The 18,672-nt window shown below is 63.7% G+C and carries 14 protein-coding genes and 1 pseudogene; 2 read left to right on the forward strand and 13 right to left on the reverse strand.

Going from position 1 to position 18,672, the window contains the following annotated elements:
• Positions 1 to 219: 219 nt before the first annotated feature.
• The 8 genes and pseudogenes from pyc to M2281_RS24310 all read right to left on the reverse strand — a co-directional run bounded on the left by pyc (position 220) and on the right by M2281_RS24310 (position 10,369).
• The gene (gene pyc, locus M2281_RS24275; protein ID WP_280823772.1) at positions 220 to 3,678 is read right to left on the reverse strand and encodes a pyruvate carboxylase; all 3,459 of its coding nucleotides are present in this window, start codon (positions 3,676 to 3,678) and stop codon (positions 220 to 222) included.
• Positions 3,679 to 3,859: 181 nt separating this feature from the next.
• Positions 3,860 to 4,978, reverse strand: a complete 1,119-nt coding sequence (locus M2281_RS24280) for a branched-chain amino acid ABC transporter substrate-binding protein (protein WP_280823773.1) — start codon at positions 4,976 to 4,978, stop codon at positions 3,860 to 3,862.
• A gap of 137 nt (positions 4,979 to 5,115) precedes the next feature.
• Complete coding sequence (locus M2281_RS24285; protein ID WP_280823808.1) at positions 5,116 to 5,463, reverse strand: DUF6867 family protein; 348 nt, start codon at positions 5,461 to 5,463, stop codon at positions 5,116 to 5,118.
• A gap of 193 nt (positions 5,464 to 5,656) precedes the next feature.
• The gene (locus M2281_RS24290) at positions 5,657 to 6,388 is read right to left on the reverse strand and encodes an ABC transporter ATP-binding protein (protein WP_425537796.1); all 732 of its coding nucleotides are present in this window, start codon (positions 6,386 to 6,388) and stop codon (positions 5,657 to 5,659) included.
• Positions 6,388 to 7,506: pseudogene (locus M2281_RS24295) on the reverse strand (ABC transporter ATP-binding protein); the annotation flags it as partial. The pseudogene M2281_RS24295 and the gene M2281_RS24290, both read right to left, overlap by 1 nt.
• Positions 7,506 to 8,900 carry a high-affinity branched-chain amino acid ABC transporter permease LivM gene (gene livM / locus M2281_RS24300; protein ID WP_280823776.1) on the reverse strand — a complete coding sequence of 465 codons (1,395 nt, stop codon included), beginning with the start codon at positions 8,898 to 8,900 and terminating at the stop codon, positions 7,506 to 7,508. The pseudogene M2281_RS24295 and the gene livM, both read right to left, overlap by 1 nt.
• A gap of 4 nt (positions 8,901 to 8,904) precedes the next feature.
• A complete protein-coding gene (locus M2281_RS24305) occupies positions 8,905 to 9,807 on the reverse strand; it encodes a branched-chain amino acid ABC transporter permease (RefSeq protein WP_280823777.1) in 903 nt (300 codons plus the stop codon).
• Positions 9,808 to 10,135: 328 nt separating this feature from the next.
• Complete coding sequence (locus M2281_RS24310) at positions 10,136 to 10,369, reverse strand: hypothetical protein (RefSeq protein WP_280823778.1); 234 nt, start codon at positions 10,367 to 10,369, stop codon at positions 10,136 to 10,138.
• A gap of 412 nt (positions 10,370 to 10,781) precedes the next feature.
• On the opposite strand from M2281_RS24310, the gene M2281_RS24315 reads away from it, so the two are divergent.
• Positions 10,782 to 11,372, forward strand: a complete 591-nt coding sequence (locus M2281_RS24315; protein ID WP_280823809.1) for a GntR family transcriptional regulator — start codon at positions 10,782 to 10,784, stop codon at positions 11,370 to 11,372.
• A 124-nt stretch (positions 11,373 to 11,496) separates the two neighbouring features.
• On the opposite strand, the gene M2281_RS24320 is transcribed toward M2281_RS24315, so the two are convergent.
• Positions 11,497 to 12,993 carry a CoA-acylating methylmalonate-semialdehyde dehydrogenase gene (locus M2281_RS24320; RefSeq protein WP_280823779.1) on the reverse strand — a complete coding sequence of 499 codons (1,497 nt, stop codon included), beginning with the start codon at positions 12,991 to 12,993 and terminating at the stop codon, positions 11,497 to 11,499.
• A gap of 142 nt (positions 12,994 to 13,135) precedes the next feature.
• On the opposite strand from M2281_RS24320, the gene M2281_RS24325 reads away from it, so the two are divergent.
• Positions 13,136 to 14,017 (forward strand): LysR family transcriptional regulator, encoded by an 882-nt coding sequence (locus M2281_RS24325; RefSeq protein WP_280823810.1) that lies wholly within the window; start codon positions 13,136 to 13,138, stop codon positions 14,015 to 14,017.
• 71 nt (positions 14,018 to 14,088) lie between these two features.
• Here M2281_RS24325 and M2281_RS24330 read toward each other — a convergent pair whose 3' ends face one another.
• The 4 genes from M2281_RS24330 to M2281_RS24345 all read right to left on the reverse strand — a co-directional run bounded on the left by M2281_RS24330 (position 14,089) and on the right by M2281_RS24345 (position 18,633).
• Positions 14,089 to 15,342 (reverse strand): D-amino acid dehydrogenase, encoded by a 1,254-nt coding sequence (locus M2281_RS24330; protein ID WP_280823780.1) that lies wholly within the window; start codon positions 15,340 to 15,342, stop codon positions 14,089 to 14,091.
• Positions 15,343 to 15,387: 45 nt separating this feature from the next.
• Positions 15,388 to 16,521 (reverse strand): alanine racemase, encoded by a 1,134-nt coding sequence (gene alr / locus M2281_RS24335; RefSeq protein WP_280823781.1) that lies wholly within the window; start codon positions 16,519 to 16,521, stop codon positions 15,388 to 15,390.
• A 411-nt stretch (positions 16,522 to 16,932) separates the two neighbouring features.
• On the reverse strand, positions 16,933 to 17,448 hold the full coding sequence (locus M2281_RS24340) for an RNA pyrophosphohydrolase (RefSeq protein WP_280823782.1): 516 nt from the start codon (positions 17,446 to 17,448) through the stop codon (positions 16,933 to 16,935).
• Positions 17,449 to 17,457: 9 nt separating this feature from the next.
• Positions 17,458 to 18,633 carry a divergent polysaccharide deacetylase family protein gene (locus M2281_RS24345; protein WP_280823783.1) on the reverse strand — a complete coding sequence of 392 codons (1,176 nt, stop codon included), beginning with the start codon at positions 18,631 to 18,633 and terminating at the stop codon, positions 17,458 to 17,460.
• Positions 18,634 to 18,672: the final 39 nt, after the last annotated feature.

Below are 18,672 nucleotides of genomic sequence, written 5' to 3' on the forward strand. Positions count from 1 at the left end.
GTGGCGTTCCGCGTCCAGTGGTTGTGCGAGGCGCGAATTTAAATCGGTTTAACCGACAGTCAACACGCTAAATCCGGCGAAATATTGGACCAGACGACGGCGGACCGTCCGTCATGATTGCAGCGCAACTAACCGAAATCGGCCCCGCTGTCCCCCTGGCAAAGTGTAGCGCCTTCCGAACCGGCCTCGAACGGCCGGCCCGGATTTCGCGGAGACCTGCTAGGCGAAGACGACCAAAAGGTCCTTGGCGTCGATCTGGTCGCCGGCCCTGACCAGCACTTCGGCAATCGTGCCGTCGCGCTCGGCGTGCAGCGCCGTCTCCATCTTCATCGCCTCGATGGATAGGAGCACGTCGCCGGCTTTCACCGCCTGCCCTGCGGCCACGGCGAGCGTGGAGACCACGCCCGGCATCGGCGCGCCGACATGGGCGTCGGTGCCCGGCTCGGCCTTGCGGCGCGCCTTCGAGGCCGAGGCGCCATGCGCCCGGTCCGGTACCTTGACGCGGCGCGGCTGGCCGTTGAGCTCGAAGAACACGGTGACCATGCCCTTTTCATCGGTTTCGCCGATGGCTAGGCAGCGGATCACCAGCGTCTTGCCCTTCTCGATGTCGACGAAAACTTCGTCTTCCGGTTCCATGCCGTAGAAATAGACCGGCGTGGGCAGCACGCTGACCGGGCCATAGGTCTCCTGCGCGTTGGCGAAGTCCGAAAACACCTTCGGATACATAAGCCAGGCAGCGAACTCGAACTCGCTGAGCGAGCGGCCGAGCTTTTCCTCGATCTCCTTGCGGTTTGCCTTGAGGTCGGCGGGCTTGAGCAGCGAGCCGGGGCGAACTGTGATCGGCTTTTCGCCCTTCAGCGCCTTCTTCTGCAGCGCCGCAGGCCAGCCACCCGGCGACTGGCCGAGATCGCCACGCAGCATCGACACCACCGAATCCGGGAAGGCGATGTCCTTGTCGGGGTTCTCGACATCGGCGACTGTCAGGTCCTGGCTCACCATCATCAGCGCCATGTCGCCCACCACCTTGGAGGACGGCGTGACTTTCACGATGTCGCCGAACATCAGGTTCACGTCGTGATAGGCCTGCGCCACCTCGTGCCAGCGGGTTTCGAGGCCGAGCGAGCGCGCCTGCTCCTTGAGATTGGTGAACTGGCCGCCCGGCATCTCGTGCAGATAGACTTCCGAGGCCGGCCCCTTGAGGTCGCTTTCGAAGGCCGCATACTGGTTGCGCACCGCCTCCCAGTAGAACGAGATGCGGCGAATCCATTCCGTATCGAGGCGCGGGTCGCGCGCATCGCCCCTCAGCGCCTCGACGATGGAGCCGAGGCATGGCTGCGAGGTGTTGCCGGAGAAGGCATCCATGGCAGCATCGACCGCATCGACGCCACTTTCCACCGCCGCCAGCACCGTCGCCGCCGACAGGCCCGACGTGTCATGCGTGTGGAAATGGATCGGCAGGTCGGTCGCCTCGCGCAGCGCCTTGAACAGCACGCGCGCAGCACCCGGCTTCAACAGCCCGGCCATGTCCTTGACCGCTATGATATGTGCGCCCGCCGCCTCCAACTCCTTGGTGAGACCGACATAGTATTTCAGATCGTACTTGGCCCGCGCCGGATCCAGTATGTCGCCGGTGTAGCAGATCGCCGCCTCGCAGAGCTTGCCCTCGGCCACCACCGCATCCATGGCAACGCGCATGTTCTCGACCCAGTTCAGGCAGTCGAACACGCGGAACAGGTCGATGCCGCCGGCGGCCGCCTGGGCGACGAAGTGCTTCACGACATTGTCGGGATAGTTCGTGTAGCCGACGCCGTTGGCGCCGCGCAGCAGCATCTGCAACAGGATGTTGGGCGCAGCCTCACGCACGCGCGACAGGCGCTCCCACGGGTCTTCCGTCAGGAAGCGCATCGCGACGTCGAAGGTCGCCCCGCCCCAGCATTCGAGCGACAGAAGCTGCGGCAAGGCGCGGGCATAGGTGCCGGCGATGCGGGCGACGTCGTAGGTGCGCATGCGCGTCGCCAAGAGCGACTGGTGTGCGTCGCGCATCGTGGTGTCGGTGACGAGAACTTGCTTCTGCTCGCGCATCCACGCCGCAAATTTCTCCGGGCCCAGCGCATCGAAACGCTGCTTGGTTCCATCGGGCACCGGTCCGGTGAACCACGGAATGACAGGTGCTGCAGCCTCGGGATCGGGACGCGCACGGCCGCGCGTTTCGGGATGGCCGTTGACCGTGACATCGGCGAGATAGTTCAGCAGCTTGGTGGCACGGTCCTGCCGCTTCACCTGGGCAAACAGCTCCGGCGTCGTGTCGATGAACCTCGTGGTGTAGCTGTTCGCCTGGAAGGCAGGGTGGGTGATGATGGCTTCGAGGAAGGTCAGGTTGGTCGCCACGCCGCGAATGCGGAACTCACGCAGCGCCCGGTGCATGCGCGCGATCGCCTCGCCGGGCGTCGGCGCCCAGGCGGTCACCTTCTCAAGAAGCGGATCGTAGTAGCGTGTGATCACCGCGCCCGAATAGGCGGTGCCGCCGTCGAGGCGGATGCCGAAACCGGTCGCGCCGCGATAGGCGGTGATGCGGCCATAGTCGGGGATGAAGTTGTGCTCCGGGTCCTCGGTGGTGATGCGGCACTGCAGGGCATGGCCGTTCAGCCTGATATCGGCCTGGGCCGGCACGCCCGACTCCGGCGTGCCGATGGCAAAGCCGTCGAGGATGTGTATCTGCGCCTTGACGATGTCGATGCCCGTCACCTCCTCGGTGACCGTGTGCTCGACCTGGATGCGCGGATTGACCTCGATGAAGTAGAACTTGCCGGTGTCGGCATCCTGCAGGAACTCGACCGTGCCGGCGCCGATATAGCTGGTCTCCTTGGCGAGCTTCAGCGCATGGCCGCACAGTTCCTGGCGCAGTTCGTTGCTGAGATACGGCGCGGGCGCGCGCTCGACCACCTTCTGGTTACGACGCTGGATGGAGCAGTCGCGCTCGAAGAGGTGCACGGCGTTGCCATGCGTGTCGCCTAGCACCTGCACCTCGACATGGCGGGCGCGCTCGATCAGCTTTTCGAGATAGACTTCGTCCTTGCCGAAGGCGGCTTTGGCCTCGCGCTTGCCTTCCATCACCTCACGGGCAAGGTCGGCCTCGGAGCGGATGGCGCGCATACCGCGCCCGCCGCCGCCCCACGATGCCTTGAGCATGACCGGATAGCCGATCTCGGCAGCGAGCTTCTTGACCTCTTCGATATCGTCGGGAAGCGGCTCGGTTGCCGGCACCACCGGCACGCCGACCTCGATGGCGAGGTTGCGGGCGGCCACCTTGTTGCCCAGCCGGCGCATGGTTTCCGGCTTCGGGCCGATGAAGGTGATGCCGGCTTCGGCGCAGGCTTCGGCGAATTCAGGGCTTTCGGACAACAACCCATAACCGGGATGGATCGCATCGGCGCCGGAAAGCCGGGCAACGCGCAGCACCTCCTCGATCGACAGATAGCTCTCGATCGGCCCGAGGTCGCGGGTCAGGTGCGGACCGCGGCCCACCTGGTAGGATTCGTCCGCCTTGAACCGATGCAGCGAATATTTGTCCTCCTCGGCCCAGATCGCCACGGTTTTGAGCCCCAGCTCATTGGCGGCGCGAAACACGCGGATAGCGATTTCGGAACGGTTGGCGACGAGGATTTTGCTGATGGGCAAGGACGGTCTCCGCTTACGTTAGGAGAGGAAGGTCGCCCGTCTGCATTAACCCTGGAAATGCTGCAGTGCAAACACAAATCGCGACAGAGTTTTGTCGGTAAAAGACATCGTTGCCGACAAACAAAAATGCCCGGCGCAAGCGCGCCGGGCATTTCCTTGAGCCAAGAACTTCAGTCGACGATTAGTTGATCTGGAAGTAGTTGAACTTGCCGTCGTCGCCCTTCTTCCACTGGTAGACGACATAGTCGGCGTCCGTACGGTCGCCCTTGTCGTTGAAGGAAAGCTCACCCAGAACCGTCTTGAACGGGCCCTTCGCCTTGATTGCCTTGGCGACTTCCTGCGGGTCGTTGGAGCCGGCAGCCGCCGCGGCCTGCGCAATCACCTGCGTGGCAGCGTAGGAGTAGAGCGTGTAGGCTTCCGGCTCGAAACCGGAGGCACGGAACTTCTCGACCACTTCCTTCGCATTCGGGTTGTTGCGCGGATCCGGACCGAAGGTGTTGTAGGTGCCCGCAACAGCGTCACCGGCGATCGAGGCAAGCTCGTTCGACACGATGCCGTCGCCCGAGAACAGCGGCGCCTTCAGGCCCTGGTCGGCCGACTGGCGGATGATCAGACCGGCTTCGGTGTGCAGACCGCCCCAGTAGATCATGGTGACGCCGGCTTCCTTCATCTTGGCGATCAGCGCAGAGAAGTCCTTGTCGCCAACGTTGATGCCTTCATACATGACTTCCTTCTTGCCGGCCGCGTTCAGAGCCTTCTTGGTCTCGTCGGCAAGGCCCTGGCCATAAGGCGTCTTGTCATGGATGACGGCCACCTTTGCGTCGGGGAAGTGCTTGGCGATGTAGGCGCCGGCAACCTCGCCCTGCTGGTCGTCACGGCCGCAGGTACGGAACGTGTTCCACAGACCGCGCTCGGTGAAGACCGGGTTGGTCGCGGCCGGGGTCACCTCGAGGATGCCGTTTTCAGCATAGACTTCCGATGCCGGGATCGAAACGCCCGAGTTGAAGTGACCGACGACGAACTTGACGCCATCAGCAACGAACTTGTTGGCGACCGAGATGCCCTGCTTCGGGTCGGAGACGTCGTCGCCGACGGAGATCTTGATCTTCTCGCCATTGATGCCGCCAGCGGCGTTGATGTCGGCTGCCGCCTGCTCGGCACCCTTCTGGAGCTGGGCACCGAAAGCAGCGTTCGGACCAGTGATCGGGCCAGCAACGCCCATGAGGACATCCGCCCATGCGCTACCGCTAAAGGCCAGCATCGCAGTCAGCGCAACTGCGGACAACAGTGATTTTTTCATTGAGACACTCCCATTAGATGGGCAGGCGAGGATGATGCTTTCATGCGATGCCCACCCCTATCGCAGAAAGATAGTTTGCCGATTTTCCGGCTATTGTCACGCCGATTCGAAGTTGAAGCGGCGCTATTCTTTTGGGCTCAGGCCTTTGGCTTCCAGCTCAACAGGGAAGCTCTTTCGAAGAGCCAACTGTATTGTGTCACCATCTGGTTGGTGCGCGTGTATCGGTACCCGAGCGACCCCAGAATGACGATGACGATGGTGTCGACGACGTAGTAGTGCAGCGAGAACATCGTGCCTTCGAAGAGAGCATGATGAATAAAGCGCACGCCTAGGCCGAGCAGCAGCAAGTAAAGCAGCAGGTTGGTGTAGCTGCGCCAGGTCTGCGCGCAGGCCTTGCCTGTCATCCAGGCCGCCCAGCCGCCAATCAGGCAGGTCACCATCAAGAACTGCCAGATCGAGGCTTCCTCATAAAGAACGCCTTGCATTTCATTTCCTCCGGGCGGGCCTTTGCGACCCTGTTCCTCTTCGGCCATGTGCCCCGGCACATGGCCTGGCTTGCGTCGGGCTAGATCGAGATGGCTGATCGCCATCCCGTTCTTAGCTCTATTTTTGAAGCCCGATCTTGTCCGAAAAGTCTGCAACATTTCGCTGCGCGGACCTTCGGTTCGGGATCGTGCTCTAGTGCCGACCGCCTTCGAGATAGGCCGCGCGCACTTCCGGATCGGCAAGCAGGTCCTTGCCCGATCCGCTCATCGTCACGCTGCCGTTGACCATCACATAGCCGCGGTCGGCGAGCCTGAGCGCGCCGAAAGCGTTCTGCTCGACCAGGAACACGGTGAGGCCCTGCGTCTTGTTGAGCGTGCGGATGGCGTCGAAGATCTGCTTGACGATTAGTGGCGCCAGGCCCAGCGACGGTTCGTCGAGCAACAAAAGCTTCGGCCGCGCCATCAGCGCACGCGCGATCGACAGCATCTGCTGCTCGCCGCCCGACAGCGTGCCGCCGCGCTGGGTGATGCGCTCCTTGAGGCGCGGGAATAGTTCGAAGACCTTTTCCACGTCCTCATCGAAATACTGCAGGTTGTCGAGGCTGGCGCCCATCTGAAGGTTTTCCAGCACCGTCATGCGCGGGAAGATGCGCCGCCCTTCGGGCGACTGCGCGATGCGCAGCCTGGCGATCTCATGGGTCGGCAGGTTCGTGATGTCCGTGCCGGCAAAGGTGATCTTGCCGGTGCGGGCGCGCGGATTGCCGAAGATGGTCATCATCAGCGTGGACTTGCCGGCACCGTTGGCGCCGATGAGCGCGACGATCTCGCCTTCGTTGACCGAGACGTTGACGCCCGCAAGCGCGCGGATGTTGCCGTAATAGGTCTCGACGCCTTCGACCTGGAGCAGAGATTTACCCACCATCATTTCCTCCCGCCCTTTGGCGCACCTGCCGGCTTGGCTCGCGCCTTGCCGGCGGCAGGCTTTGCGGCGGCCTTTGCTTTCCGCGCGTTCAAAGCCTGCAGTTCGTCATATTCGAGGGCTTTGGAGGCCCCGGGAGATACTTTGACGATCTCGCCATTGTCCTCATCGGCGTGCGCAATCGTGTCGCTGATGGGCCCAGCCATCATCGAAGACGACGCGGACGGTCCATGCGCCGGATCCGGCTCGGCATCGAGTTCCTCGATGACCTGATCGTCGCCGACGGCGGTGAGCACATCGACCACCTCCTCGTCGTCGACGCCAAGATAGGCAGCGATGACGCGCGGATCGTGCTTCACCAGGTCCGGGTTTCCGTCGGAAATCTTGCGGCCATATTCCAGCACGACGACATGGTCGGAGATCTTCATCACCACCGACATGTCGTGCTCGATCAGCAGGATCGAGGTGCCGGTGTTCTCCTTGATGTCGTTGAGCAGCTGGTTGAGGTGCAGCGACTCCTTCGGATTGAGGCCGGCGGCCGGTTCATCGAGGCACAAGAGCTCGGGGGCGGTGCACATAGCCCGTGCGATCTCGAGACGCCGCTGCGCGCCATAGGGCAGGTCGCCGGCCGGGTCGTCCGCCCGGTGGATGAGATCGATCTTCTCCAGCCAATGCTTGGCCAGGTCGATCGATTCCGCCGAGGCCTTGCGATAGCCGCCAATCCCCAGCAGGCCGAGGACGGTGAAGCCCGAGGCGTGCATCAGCTTGTTGTGCTGTGCCACCAGCAGGTTCTCGAGCAAGGTCATGCCCGAGAACAGTCGGATGTTCTGGAAGGTACGCGCCACCTTGGCGTGCGCCGTGATGCGGAAGTCGGGCATGCGCTCGAGCAGGAATTCCTGGCCGTCGCGCCCGCTCATCCGGATCATGCCTTCCGACGGCTTGTAGAAGCCGGTGATGCAGTTGAAGACGGTGGTCTTGCCTGCGCCGTTCGGGCCGATGAGCGCGGTGATTTCGCCGCGCTTGGCCTGGAACGACAGGTCGCCGATGGCGACCAGGCCGCCGAACTTCATGGAAAGATGCTCTACCGAAAGGATCGGCTTGTCCATATTGGGTCCTGTAAGCATCAGCCGTGTCCTTCCTTGGTGAAGGAGGCCGAGACGGCTTTTCGTTTATGCAGGAATGCGGTGGGTTCTCGACTGCCGACAAAGCCGCGTGGCTTCCACAGCATCACGAGCACCATGGCGCAGCCGAACAGCAGCATGCGGTAGAGCTCAGGCGTGAAGTCGGGACCGAAAACGTATTTCAGGAACTCCATCTCGCGCAGGGCCTCGGTGCCGCCGATCATCACCACGGCGGCGACCGCGATGCCGGTGAGCGAGCCCATGCCGCCGAGCACCACGATGGCCAGGATCATCGCCGATTCCAGGAAGACGAAGGATTCGGGGCTGACGAAGCCTTGCCGCGCGGCGAAGAAGGAGCCGGCGAAGCCGCCGAACATGGCACCCGTGGCGAAGGCGGTGAGCTTGGTGGTGGTGGTGTTGATGCCGAGCGAGCGGCAGGCGATCTCGTCCTCGCGCAGCGCTTCCCAGGCGCGGCCAAGCGGCATGCGACGCAGCCGGATGGTGACGAAGGCGGTGAGCAGCGCGAGCAGCAGGATCAGATAGTAGAGGAAGATCTTATAGTAGGCGCCCGACTGCGCGATGTTGAGCACCTTGGCGATGTAGTTCGGGTCGCTGACATTGAAGGACACCAGGCCGAAGAAGCTGACCTTGGGAATGCCGGAGACGCCGGCCGAGCCGTTGGTCACTTCGCGCCAGTTGATCAGCACCAGGCGGATGATTTCACCGAAGGCGAGCGTGACGATCGCCAGATAGTCGCCGCGCAGGCGCAGCACCGGGAAACCGAGGATGACGCCCCAGAAGGCCGACATGATGCCGGCGACCGGAAGCAGGATCCAGAACGACCAGCCGAAATGGGTGCCAAGCAGCGCGTAGGCATAGGCGCCGACCGCGTAGAAGGCGACGTAACCGAGGTCGAGCAGGCCGGCGAGGCCGACGACGATGTTCAGCCCCCAGGCCAGCATCACGTAGATCAGGATCTGGATGCCGAAATTGTCCACCCACTTCAGCGAGCCCTGGAACCCGAAGGCCAGGACCATCACCACCGGATAGATGAACAGCAGCGCAATCGCGATGGCGTTAAAGTTGCGGCGGACAAAGCCATGTTCGACCTCGACCTCCGCCGTGCGGCTCTTTTCGGCCCGGCGGCGTTCAAGTGCCGGCTGCGCGAAGGCCACGAACAGGAAGCGGCCGAGCATGGTGACGCCCACCACGGCTGCAAGCAGCCCCCAGCGCTGGACCAGGATCAGCTCGTTGTGAATGTTCTGGTCGGTCCTGAGACCGATCAGCAGGACGAAGAGGCCGAAGGAGACCAGGCCGGCATAGATGGCCTGGCGAATGGCATTCGGGAACGGGCTTTCGATTTTCTCGGCCCGGCTCGCGGAAACAGCTTCAGCCATGATCCTAGACCTTTTCCACTTCAGGCCGACCCAGGATGCCGGAGGGCAGGAAGATCAGCACGATCGCCAGGATGGAGAACGCGGCAACGTCCTTGTAGTCGATGGAGAAATACGCCGACCACATCGACTCGATGAAGCCGATCAGCAGGCCGCCGATCACCGCGCCCGGCAGCGAGCCGATGCCGCCCAGAACTGCCGCGGTGAACGCCTTCACGCCCGGCACGAAGCCGTCGGAGAAGACCACGACGCCGTAATACATCAGGAACAGCGTGCCGGCGACGGCGGCGAGGCTGGCGCCCATGATGAAGGTGATGGAGATGGTGCGGTCGACATCGATGCCCAGCAGGGCAGCCATCTTGCGGTCCTGCTCGCAGGCGCGCTGGGCGCGGCCAAGCGAGGTCTTGTTGACCAGGTACCAGAAGATGGCCAGCAGCGCGCTCGTCACGACCACGATGATGATCTGCTTCAGCGAAATGCTGATGCCGTCGATCGTATAGACCTGGCTGACCATCGGCGGGATCGGCTTGTTACGCGGACCCTGGGTGACCTGCACGAAGTTGGACAGCGCGATCGACATGCCGATCGCGGTAATCAGCGGAGCAAGCCGGAAGGAGCCGCGCAGGGGCCGGTAGGCGACGCGCTCGATCGTCCAGTTGTAGAGGCTGGTCAGCAGCATCGCCACGATCATCATGATCAGCAGCGCCACCACTACCGGGACCGAATAGAATAGGCCGACCAAAATGAGGAAAACAATCAGCGCGGTGAAGGCACCGACCATGAAGATATCGCCGTGGGCGAAATTGATCATGCCGATAATGCCGTAGACCATCGTATAGCCGATAGCAATCAGGCCATAGATCGACCCCAGCGTCAGCCCGTTGATAAGCTGCTGGATGAAATATTCCATGTATAAGCGGCTCCCCTGGAATGTCGTCTCATGGACGCATTCCCTTTGTTGGTATTTCCCCTAGTCGTATCGCCTCGAGTCCGGATTGTAATGTCAATTCTTTTGACCAGACGGGAGACTTCAACCACGCGCCCACGCTGCCAATTCTTTGATCGAGCTTGCTGGACTATCGCGGAAGCTAGCATTGGCCTAACGCAATGTCCTTGCAGAATTTTCAGTCAGTTTTACATTATATCGCAAAATCGTGCGCGGCAAACTCATTTCGCGACAGCTTATTGCGCAAAATGCGACAGCTCTTTTCCGCAATGCCACAGCGCCTTCTCCTCCATTAGGCCACGACCAAACCGTACGCGAGTCCCGCCATTCGTACCCGGCCGCCGATCGACGGAACGATAGCCGGCTTGGCGAGCGCCCCGGCCTCGCGCTCCGTGCGGGCAAGGACATGGCGTGGCATGTTTTGCGCCCTCAGGAACGTCGCACCGAAATCGGCAATCGGACACCCGCCGAAGCCCGCCCAAGCGCCGGGGCCCAGACGAGGGCACCGGTCGGCCGCCTGCAGCATCGAGCTCCGGCGCGAACTGCCGCGCTCTCCTTAGCACCGCGCTGGAGCGAGAAATATTAGGCGGAAGTCTGAGACCGCGAGCACGGCACAGAGCACAGGCCGACGCCAGCGGCGCGGCAGCATGACGGTGGGCTGGGAAGATCGGCTGGCGCTCTAGCGCGTCGGCCGGAAGCATGGTCCAGCCCACGCTCGACCGCTAGCGGCACTGAGCCGGCTAGGCGATCCACTCCGCACCACTGATATATCACAGATATATCTAACTGAAATTCCTGCTTTTTATCGGTCTATCAAGCTGATATATCAACCGACCATCAACCGGAACGAGCATATCTTGAACACTGCCGAGATCGAAAGCGAGTGCAGGGACACGACTGAATCGGTCAGCGCGAAAGCCCACCGCGTGCTCGAAAAAATGATCGTCACGCTTGAACTGGCTCCCGGCAGCGTCACCACCGAGCGCGCGCTGATCGAGAAGCTGGGGCTTGGCCGCACGCCGGTGCGGGAAGCGATCCAGCGGCTGGCCTGGGAGGGGTTGATCCTGGTACGTCCGCGCACGGGGCTCGAGATCACGCCGCTGCATGCCGCCGACTGGCTGCGCGTGCTCGACGCTCGTCGCGGCGTGGAGGTCATCCTGGCCCGCTCGGCCGCGCGCCTTGCCACGCCCGATCTCGCCCCGCGCTTCCAGGCCACCGCCATCGCGATGCACGACGCGGTGCTGACCAACGATGTGCTGGGCTATCTGGAGGCCGACAAGTCGCTCGACGAAGTGATGGCGCTTGCCGCCGACAATCAGTTCGCGGCCCGGCTGGTGGCGCCGCTGCAGACGCACAGCCGCCGCTTCTGGTTCCGCTTCCGGAGCGGAACGGGGCTGGCTGAAGCCGCCGGCAACCATGTCGCCCTCATCCGCGCCATTCTCGCCCGCGACGAGGACGCCGCCGCCACCGAAGCCGACCGGCTGATGGCGCTTTTGCGCCTGCATGCACAGGCGGCGGCAATGCGGTAGATCGCTCGCGCCTTCGCAAGGGCGTCAGCTCTTCACCCCATCGCAATGCGGAATGTGAAGACGTGGCGGAAATGTAAAACGGGCGCCCAATGGGCGCCCGTTTCTTTCTCTGATTTGTGTCGGCTCAGTTCATCGTCGGAATGATGAACTCCGCACCATCCTTGATGCCCGACGGCCAGCGCGAGGTGACCGTCTTGGTCTTGGTGTAGAAGCGGAACGCATCCGCACCATGCTGGTTGAGGTCGCCGAAGGACGAGGCCTTCCAGCCGCCGAAGGTGTAGTAGGCGATCGGCACCGGGATCGGCACGTTCACGCCGACCATGCCGACCTGCACGCGGGATGCGAAATCGCGGGCCGCGTCGCCGTCGCGGGTGAAGATGGCCGTGCCGTTGCCCATCTCGTGGTCGTTGACGAGCTTCAGCGCGTTCTCATAGCTTGGCGCACGAACGACCGAGAGAACGGGACCAAAAATCTCTTCCTTGTAGATGCGCATTTCCGGCGTCACGTGGTCGAACAGGCAGCCGCCCATGTAGAAGCCGTTCTCGTAGCCCTGCATCGTGAAGCCGCGGCCGTCGACGACGAGCTTGGCGCCTTCCTGCACGCCGGTGTCGACATAGCCCTTGATGCGCTCCAGCGCCTCGCGGGTGACGACCGGACCGAAGTCGGCCGAGGAATCTGTCGAGGGGCCGACCTTCAGGCTCTCAACGCGCGGGATGAGCTTTTCCATCAGGCGGTCAGCGGTCTCGTGACCCACCGGAATAGCAACCGAGATCGCCATGCAGCGCTCGCCGGCCGAGCCGTAGCCAGCGCCGATCAGGGCGTCGACGGTCTGGTCCATGTCGGCGTCGGGCATGATGATCATGTGGTTCTTGGCGCCGCCGAAGCACTGCACGCGCTTGCCGTTGGCGCAGCCACGCGCATAGATGTACTGGGCGATCGGCGTCGAGCCGACGAAGCCCACGGCCTTGATGTCGTGATCGTCGAGGATGGCATCGACCACGTCCTTGTCGCCGTTGACGACGTTGAGCACGCCCGCCGGCAGACCGGCTTCGACGAACAGTTCGGCGATGCGCAGCGGCACGCCCGGATCGCGTTCCGACGGCTTCAGGATGAAGGCGTTGCCGGCGGCGATCGCCGGGGCGATCTTCCACAGCGGGATCATGGCCGGGAAGTTGAACGGGGTGATGCCGGCGACGACGCCGAGCGGCTGGCGCATCGAATAGGTGTCGATGCCGGGGCCGGCATTGTCGGTGAACTCGCCCTTCATCATGTGCGGGGCGCCGATGCAGACCTCGACCACCTCGAGGCCGCGCTGGATGTCACCCTTGGCGTCGGCAATGGTCTTGCCGTGCTCGCGTGCCAGGATATCGGCCAGCTCGTCATATTCCTTGTGCACCAGCTCGAGGAACTTCATCAGCACGCGCACGCGGCGCTGCGGGTTGGTGGCGCCCCAGGCCGGCTGGGCAGCCTTCGCGTTTTCCACGGCGAGGCGCAGTTCCGCCGGCGATGCCAGCGCGACCGTGCCGCGCACCGAGCCGTCCATCGGCTGCATCACGTTCTGCTTGCGTCCGCTGGTTCCGGCGACGCGCTTGCCGCCAATGAAATGACCGTATTCGATCATCCTGTTTCTCCCTAGATTTCAGTGTCCTTATTGTCCCGCTTTGCGCAGCGCTTTGCAACGCGAGCCGGACAGCAACCGTTGTGCAAAAAATAATGCACCAATCGCGCTTGATTATCGATTTGTGCATAGTACGCTCGGCCGCATGAATTGGGACGACGTGCGCATCTTTCTCGCCGTGGCCCGCGCCGGACAGATCCTTGGCGCGGCGCGCCGGCTCGAGCTCAACCACGCCACCGTGTCGCGCCGCATCGCGGCGCTGGAAGAAGCGCTGAAGACAAAACTGTTCCGGCGGCTGACCACCGGCAGCGAACTGACGCCGGCCGGCGAACGCTTCCTCAACGTCGCCGAGCGCATGGAATCGGACATGATCGCCGCTCGGGCCGAAATCGCCGGCGAAGGCGACGATGTCTCGGGCACCGTGCGCATCGGCGCGCCGGACGGCATCGGCGTGAATTTCCTGGCGCCGCGGCTGGGCGAACTCACCGCGCAGCATCGCGAATTGAAGATCCAGCTGGTGCCGGTGCCGCGCTCATTCTCGCTGTCGCGGCGCGAGGCAGATATCGCCATCACCGTCGAGCGGCCGACCGAAGGCCGGCTCGTCGCCAGCAAGCTGGTCGACTACACGCTCGGCCTCTTTGCCTCACGCGCCTATGTCGAGCAGGCGGGCATGCCGAAGAGCGTGGCCGAGCTATCGGCGCATCGCCTGGTTGGCTATGTGCCCGACCTCGTCGTCAGCCCTTCGCTCGACTATGCCGCCGAGTTCAGCCCCAGCTGGGACGCCGCCTTTGCGATCTCGTCCAGCCTGGGTCAGGTGGAGGCGGTGCGGGCCGGCGCTGGCATCGGCATGCTGCACAGTTTTATTGCGCGCTCGGTGCCTGAACTGGTGCCGGTGCAGGCGGCAAAGCCGATCCGCCGCGCCTACTGGATGGTCTACCACGAATCCATGCGCCCGCTGCGCCGCATCCAGATAGTCACCAGCTTCATCACCCGCGCGGTCGAGCGCGAGAAGTCGCTGTTCGTATAGTTGCCTGAAAAGGAAAAGGCCGCATCCCGAAGGACGCAGCCTCTTTAGAATGGCGTCGCGCCGACTACACCTCAGCCGTAGCGGCTGAGGTTGAGCGGGGCGGCGTCGATCTCCGGCTTGCGGCCCGAGATGAGGTCGGCCAGCACGCGGCCCGAGCCGCAGGACATGGTCCAACCCAGCGTGCCGTGGCCGGTGTTGAGGTAGAGATTGTCGTAGCGCGCCTTGCCGATGATGGGCGGACCATCCGGCGTCATCGGGCGCAGGCCGGACCAGAAGGTGGCGTCCTTCACCGAACCCGCCTTCGGGAACAGGTTGGAGACGGAATATTCCAGCGTGTCGCGGCGGTTCTGGTGCAGGCGCAGGTCGAAGCCCGAGATCTCGGCCGTGCCGCCGACGCGGATGCGATCGCCGAGGCGGGTGATGGCGACCTTGTAGCTGTCGTCCATGACCGTCGAGACCGGCGCGACATCCGCATTGGTGATCGGCACGGTGATCGAGTAGCCCTTGACCGGATAGACCGGCGCGGAAATGCCGATGGGCCGCAGCAGGAAGGGCGAATAGCTGCCCAGCGCCACCACATAGGCATCCGCCTTCAGCACGCCGGCGCTGGTTGCGACGCCCGAAATGCGCCCGCCCTCGACCAGGATCTTGTCGATCTTGGTGTCGAAGCGGAATTTCACGCCGCGGTCGGTCACATGAGCCGCCAGCTTTTCGGTAAAAATCTTGCAGTCGCCGGTTTCGTCGTTCGGCAGGCGCAGGCCGCCGGCAAAGGCGCCATCGGCCGTCGCCAGGCCCGGCTCGGCGCGGATGCAGCCCTGGCGGTCCAGAACCTCGTAAGGCACACCGAACTGCTTCAGAACCTCGATGTCGCCGCCGACGCCGTCGAGATGCTTCTGCTCGCGAAACAGCTGCAGCGTGCCCTGGGCGCGGTCGTCATAGGTGATGCCCATGGTCTGGCGCATCTCTTTCAGCAGATCGCGGCTGTATTCGGCCACCGGCACCATGCGCGCCTTGTTGATGGCGTAGCGCGAGGAGGTGCAGTTGCCCAGCATCTTGAACAGCCACGACCACATATACGGGTCGAGCTTGGGGCGAACCACCAGCGGGCCGTGCTTCATCAGCAGCCACTTGATCGCCTTGGTCGGAATGCCGGGGCCGGCCCACGGCGAGGCATAGCCGGGTGACACCTCGCCGGCATTGCCGAAGCTGGTCTCGAGCGCCGGACCCGGCTGACGGTCGACCACTTCGACCTCATGCCCGGCCTCGGCCAGGTAGTGGGCGGAGGTGACACCGACCACCCCGCTCCCCAACACCAGAACTTTCATGTCTGCAACTCTCCCCTGGAATAATGTGCGATGGCGGCGAACCGCTCAGCCGCCTTCGTAAATGCGATGAAAACGATGGCCGAGGCCGGTCAGCACCTCGTAGCCGATGGTGCCGGCGTGACCCGCGACATCATCGATGGTCTGGTGACTGCCGATCAGCTCGACCAGATCGCCGGCCTTGAGCGCGCCCTCCGGCAGCGCAGAGACGTCGATGATGATGCTGTCCATCGACACGCGGCCGATGAACGGAAGCCTGACGCCGTTGAAATAAGCTCCGGCGGCAGCGCGGCGGTGCCAGCCATCGGCATAGCCGAGCGAGATGGTGGCGGCGGCCAGCGGGCCTGTGGTGCGGAAGGTGTGGCCGTAGCCGATGCCGATATCCTTGTCGACCGTGCGGGTCTGGATGACCTTGGCGTCGAGGCGAACCACCTGGCGCATCGGGTTCTCATGACCCGGCGTCGGGTTGATGCCGTAGAGTGCAGCACCCGGGCGGCCGAGATCGTAGTGATAGTCCGGGCCAAGGAAGATGCCCGACGAATTGGCCAGCGAGGCCGGCGCGGCCGGCAGCTTCGCACGCAGCTGGTCGAAGGCCTGCTTCTGGGCGGCATTGGCCGGATGCTCCGGCTCATCGGCGCAGGCCAGATGGCTCATCACCAGCGCAACGTCGAGCTCTTCGAGCAGGCTGGCATCCTTGGAAAGCGTCTCGACCTCGGACGGCGCCATGCCGAGCCGCGACATGCCGCTGTCGACCTGCAGCGCCACCGGCAGCTTGCGCCCTGCGGCGCGGGCCGCTTCACGCCATGCGGCCAGCTGTTCGAGGCTGTTGGCAACGGTCGTGAGACCGGCAGCGGCCGCCTCGCCTTCGGCTCCGGGTGGCGTGCCGTTCAGAATATAGATCACCGGGCCTTCGCCGAGTGCGGCGCGCAGCGCTAGCCCCTCGCCCACATGGGCGACAAAGAAGGTGTCGCAGCCTTCCTTGGCCAGCACCTTCGCCACCTGCACGGCGCCGACCCCATAGGAATCGGCCTTCACCACGCCGGCGCAGCGCGCACTGCCAAGACGGCTCTTGAGCTGACGGTAATTTTCACGGACGGCGGAAAGGTCGATGTGCAGCACGGCGCCCGCCTCGGCGGCGCTCGTCTGCCCGAAATCGCGATTATTTGCGTAACTCTGGTCCATTCCGTCGAAAATTCCCTGATGCTGGTGCAAAACCCCGCCAAAACGACGGATATTTGCTTCAAGCCCATTTCTGAAGCGTGATTTTTTCCCAAAATCCGAAAATGTTCGGGGATCATGCCTCAGCGACACCAATAGTTCGGGAATGATTGCGCTGCAACACGCGTGTGGAGGACAGTTGGCATAGTTGATTGGCTCAGACCGGCGACGAAACGTCGCGGCCTGTCGTAACGGCAAGGAGTTTTGCGACAAGGAAATAGGAAAAACCGCAGCGGAACCAAACGGTTACGCGTCCAGCGACCGCACGCACAGCTATGGCGGCGGCTACAACGACGGCACGCGCAGCCGACCGCCGCTCGGCCGCGAGCGGCTGCGCGAAGCGGGCCGCTCGGCGAGCCGCCGTGGCCGGAAAAGCTACGGCGCCAGGTGCCGGAAGGCCGCCACCACCTGCTCATAGACCTGGCGTTTGAACGGGACGATCAATTCCGGCATTTCCGCCATGGGCTTCCAATCCCAACGATCGAATTCGGCACTGTGCCCGCCCGGCGGCGGGTTGATGGCGATCTCGCTTTCATCGCCCTCGAAGCGGAAGGCGAACCATTTTTGGGTCTGGCCGCGATATTTGCCCTTGAGCGCGATGCCCACCTTATCGGCGGGCAGGTCGTAGTTGATCCAGCCCGGCGCCTCGCCCAGCAGCGAGACGCTTCGCATGCCGGTTTCCTCATAGAGCTCGCGCAACGCCGCCGGCAACGGCTCCTCGCCCTTGTCGATGCCGCCCTGCGGCATCTGCCACAGCCGGTCGGTGCCGGACATTTCGCTGTCGGGTTCGGCGATGCGATGGCCGGCCCACACCAGCCCTTCGCGGTTCAGCACCATGATGCCGACGCAAGGCCGGTAGGGAAGCGTCTGCGGATCGATTTTCTTGCTCATTATGTGTCTTCAGCCTTTTTCGGGGTCGGTGACGACCGCCGAGATCGGAACGATCTCTATACCGCGCTGCTTGGCTTGGCCTGCCCATTCGGCAACCGCATCCACGGTCACGCCGAAAGCCGAGCCGGTGCCGATGGCAATGCCTTTTGCGCGCGCGATGCTTTCGAGCTGGTCGAGCTTCTTCAGGATTTCCGCACGGTCGCGCACCGCGTCGATGATCGAATCGGCGACGGCGAAAGGCACGCGGTCCTTCAGCGCCAGCTCGGGCGCGACGCTGCGGGCCGAGGAGCCGTCGTCGAGATAGAGCAGTCCGCGCTTGCCCAGTTCCGCCATGACGGGCTCCATGGCCGCCTGATCGGCAGCGAAGCGGGCGCCCATGTAGTTCATGACGCCGGTGTAGTTGGTCGTGCGCGACAGCGCCCAGCGCAGGTTCTGCAGATTTTCCGCCTGCGATGCGGCAACCGTCAGCGTGTTGCGGCCGGGATTGACGTTCGGAAAGTCGAACGGCTCCAGCGGCACCTGCATGATAATTTCGTGGCCCTCGCGGCGGCTATCCTGCATCCAGCGGCCGAGGCTATTGCCGGCGGATGCAAAGGCCAGCGTCACCTCCGAGGGCAACTTGCCGATGGCTTCCTGCGTGCCGGTCTGCGACAGGCCGAGCCCGCCAATCACAATCGCCACCCGCGCCCCGCGCGCGCCCGACCACGGCCGCGCATAGACATCGACCGGCCGCCTTCCATCGGCGGCACGCACCGGCAGCGGGCCGCTTTCGCCCTGCTCGACCAGCGCTTTGTCGGGCAGATGCGCCACGCGCAGGTTCTGGCCCACGGCCGAAGGGTCGCGGATGACCACGACGTTGTTCGACGTACCGTCCTCGGGCGGGCTGACATGGATGATGGACGGGCCGGTGTTCGACGGCGCCTGCGGGCTTGGGGTCTGGGTCAGCGGCGCCCTGGCGACGGTCTCGACCTTGGCCGGCGGCGTCACCTCCGGCGTCGACACCACAACGGCGGTCGGCTTTCGAAAAGGTCTGTCACGGAAGGCAATGGCGCTGGAGGCGCCGACGATCGCTACGACGGCGAGAGTAAAGACGATCGAGCCGCGGGTAACGGAGAAGCCGCGCTTGGCGCGGCTCGAGAGGTCCTGGCCCAGCGGGCGATCGATATCCTTCTGCACGGGCGACAAGCCGCATCCTCATCGGGGTGAAGGCTATTCGTCCGGCAA

This window comes from Pseudaminobacter soli (ex Li et al. 2025) (genome assembly GCF_029892515.1).
GTDB classification, from domain to species: Bacteria; Pseudomonadota; Alphaproteobacteria; order Rhizobiales; family Rhizobiaceae; genus Pseudaminobacter; species Pseudaminobacter soli_A.

Coding starts and splice junctions, on each gene's coding strand:
- M2281_RS24280 (WP_280823773.1), bottom strand. CDS start 4,978: ATGAAAAAATCACTGTTGTCCGCAGTTGCGCTGACTGCGATGCTGGCC.
- M2281_RS24285 (WP_280823808.1), bottom strand. CDS start 5,463: ATGCAAGGCGTTCTTTATGAGGAAGCCTCGATCTGGCAGTTCTTGATG.
- M2281_RS24290 (WP_425537796.1), bottom strand. CDS start 6,388: ATGATGGTGGGTAAATCTCTGCTCCAGGTCGAAGGCGTCGAGACCTAT.
- livM (WP_280823776.1), bottom strand. CDS start 8,900: ATGGCTGAAGCTGTTTCCGCGAGCCGGGCCGAGAAAATCGAAAGCCCG.
- M2281_RS24305 (WP_280823777.1), bottom strand. CDS start 9,807: ATGGAATATTTCATCCAGCAGCTTATCAACGGGCTGACGCTGGGGTCG.
- M2281_RS24310 (WP_280823778.1), bottom strand. CDS start 10,369: ATGCTGCAGGCGGCCGACCGGTGCCCTCGTCTGGGCCCCGGCGCTTGG.
- M2281_RS24315 (WP_280823809.1), top strand. CDS start 10,782: ATGATCGTCACGCTTGAACTGGCTCCCGGCAGCGTCACCACCGAGCGC.
- M2281_RS24320 (WP_280823779.1), bottom strand. CDS start 12,993: ATGATCGAATACGGTCATTTCATTGGCGGCAAGCGCGTCGCCGGAACC.
- M2281_RS24325 (WP_280823810.1), top strand. CDS start 13,136: ATGAATTGGGACGACGTGCGCATCTTTCTCGCCGTGGCCCGCGCCGGA.
- M2281_RS24330 (WP_280823780.1), bottom strand. CDS start 15,342: ATGAAAGTTCTGGTGTTGGGGAGCGGGGTGGTCGGTGTCACCTCCGCC.
- alr (WP_280823781.1), bottom strand. CDS start 16,521: ATGGACCAGAGTTACGCAAATAATCGCGATTTCGGGCAGACGAGCGCC.
- M2281_RS24340 (WP_280823782.1), bottom strand. CDS start 17,448: ATGAGCAAGAAAATCGATCCGCAGACGCTTCCCTACCGGCCTTGCGTC.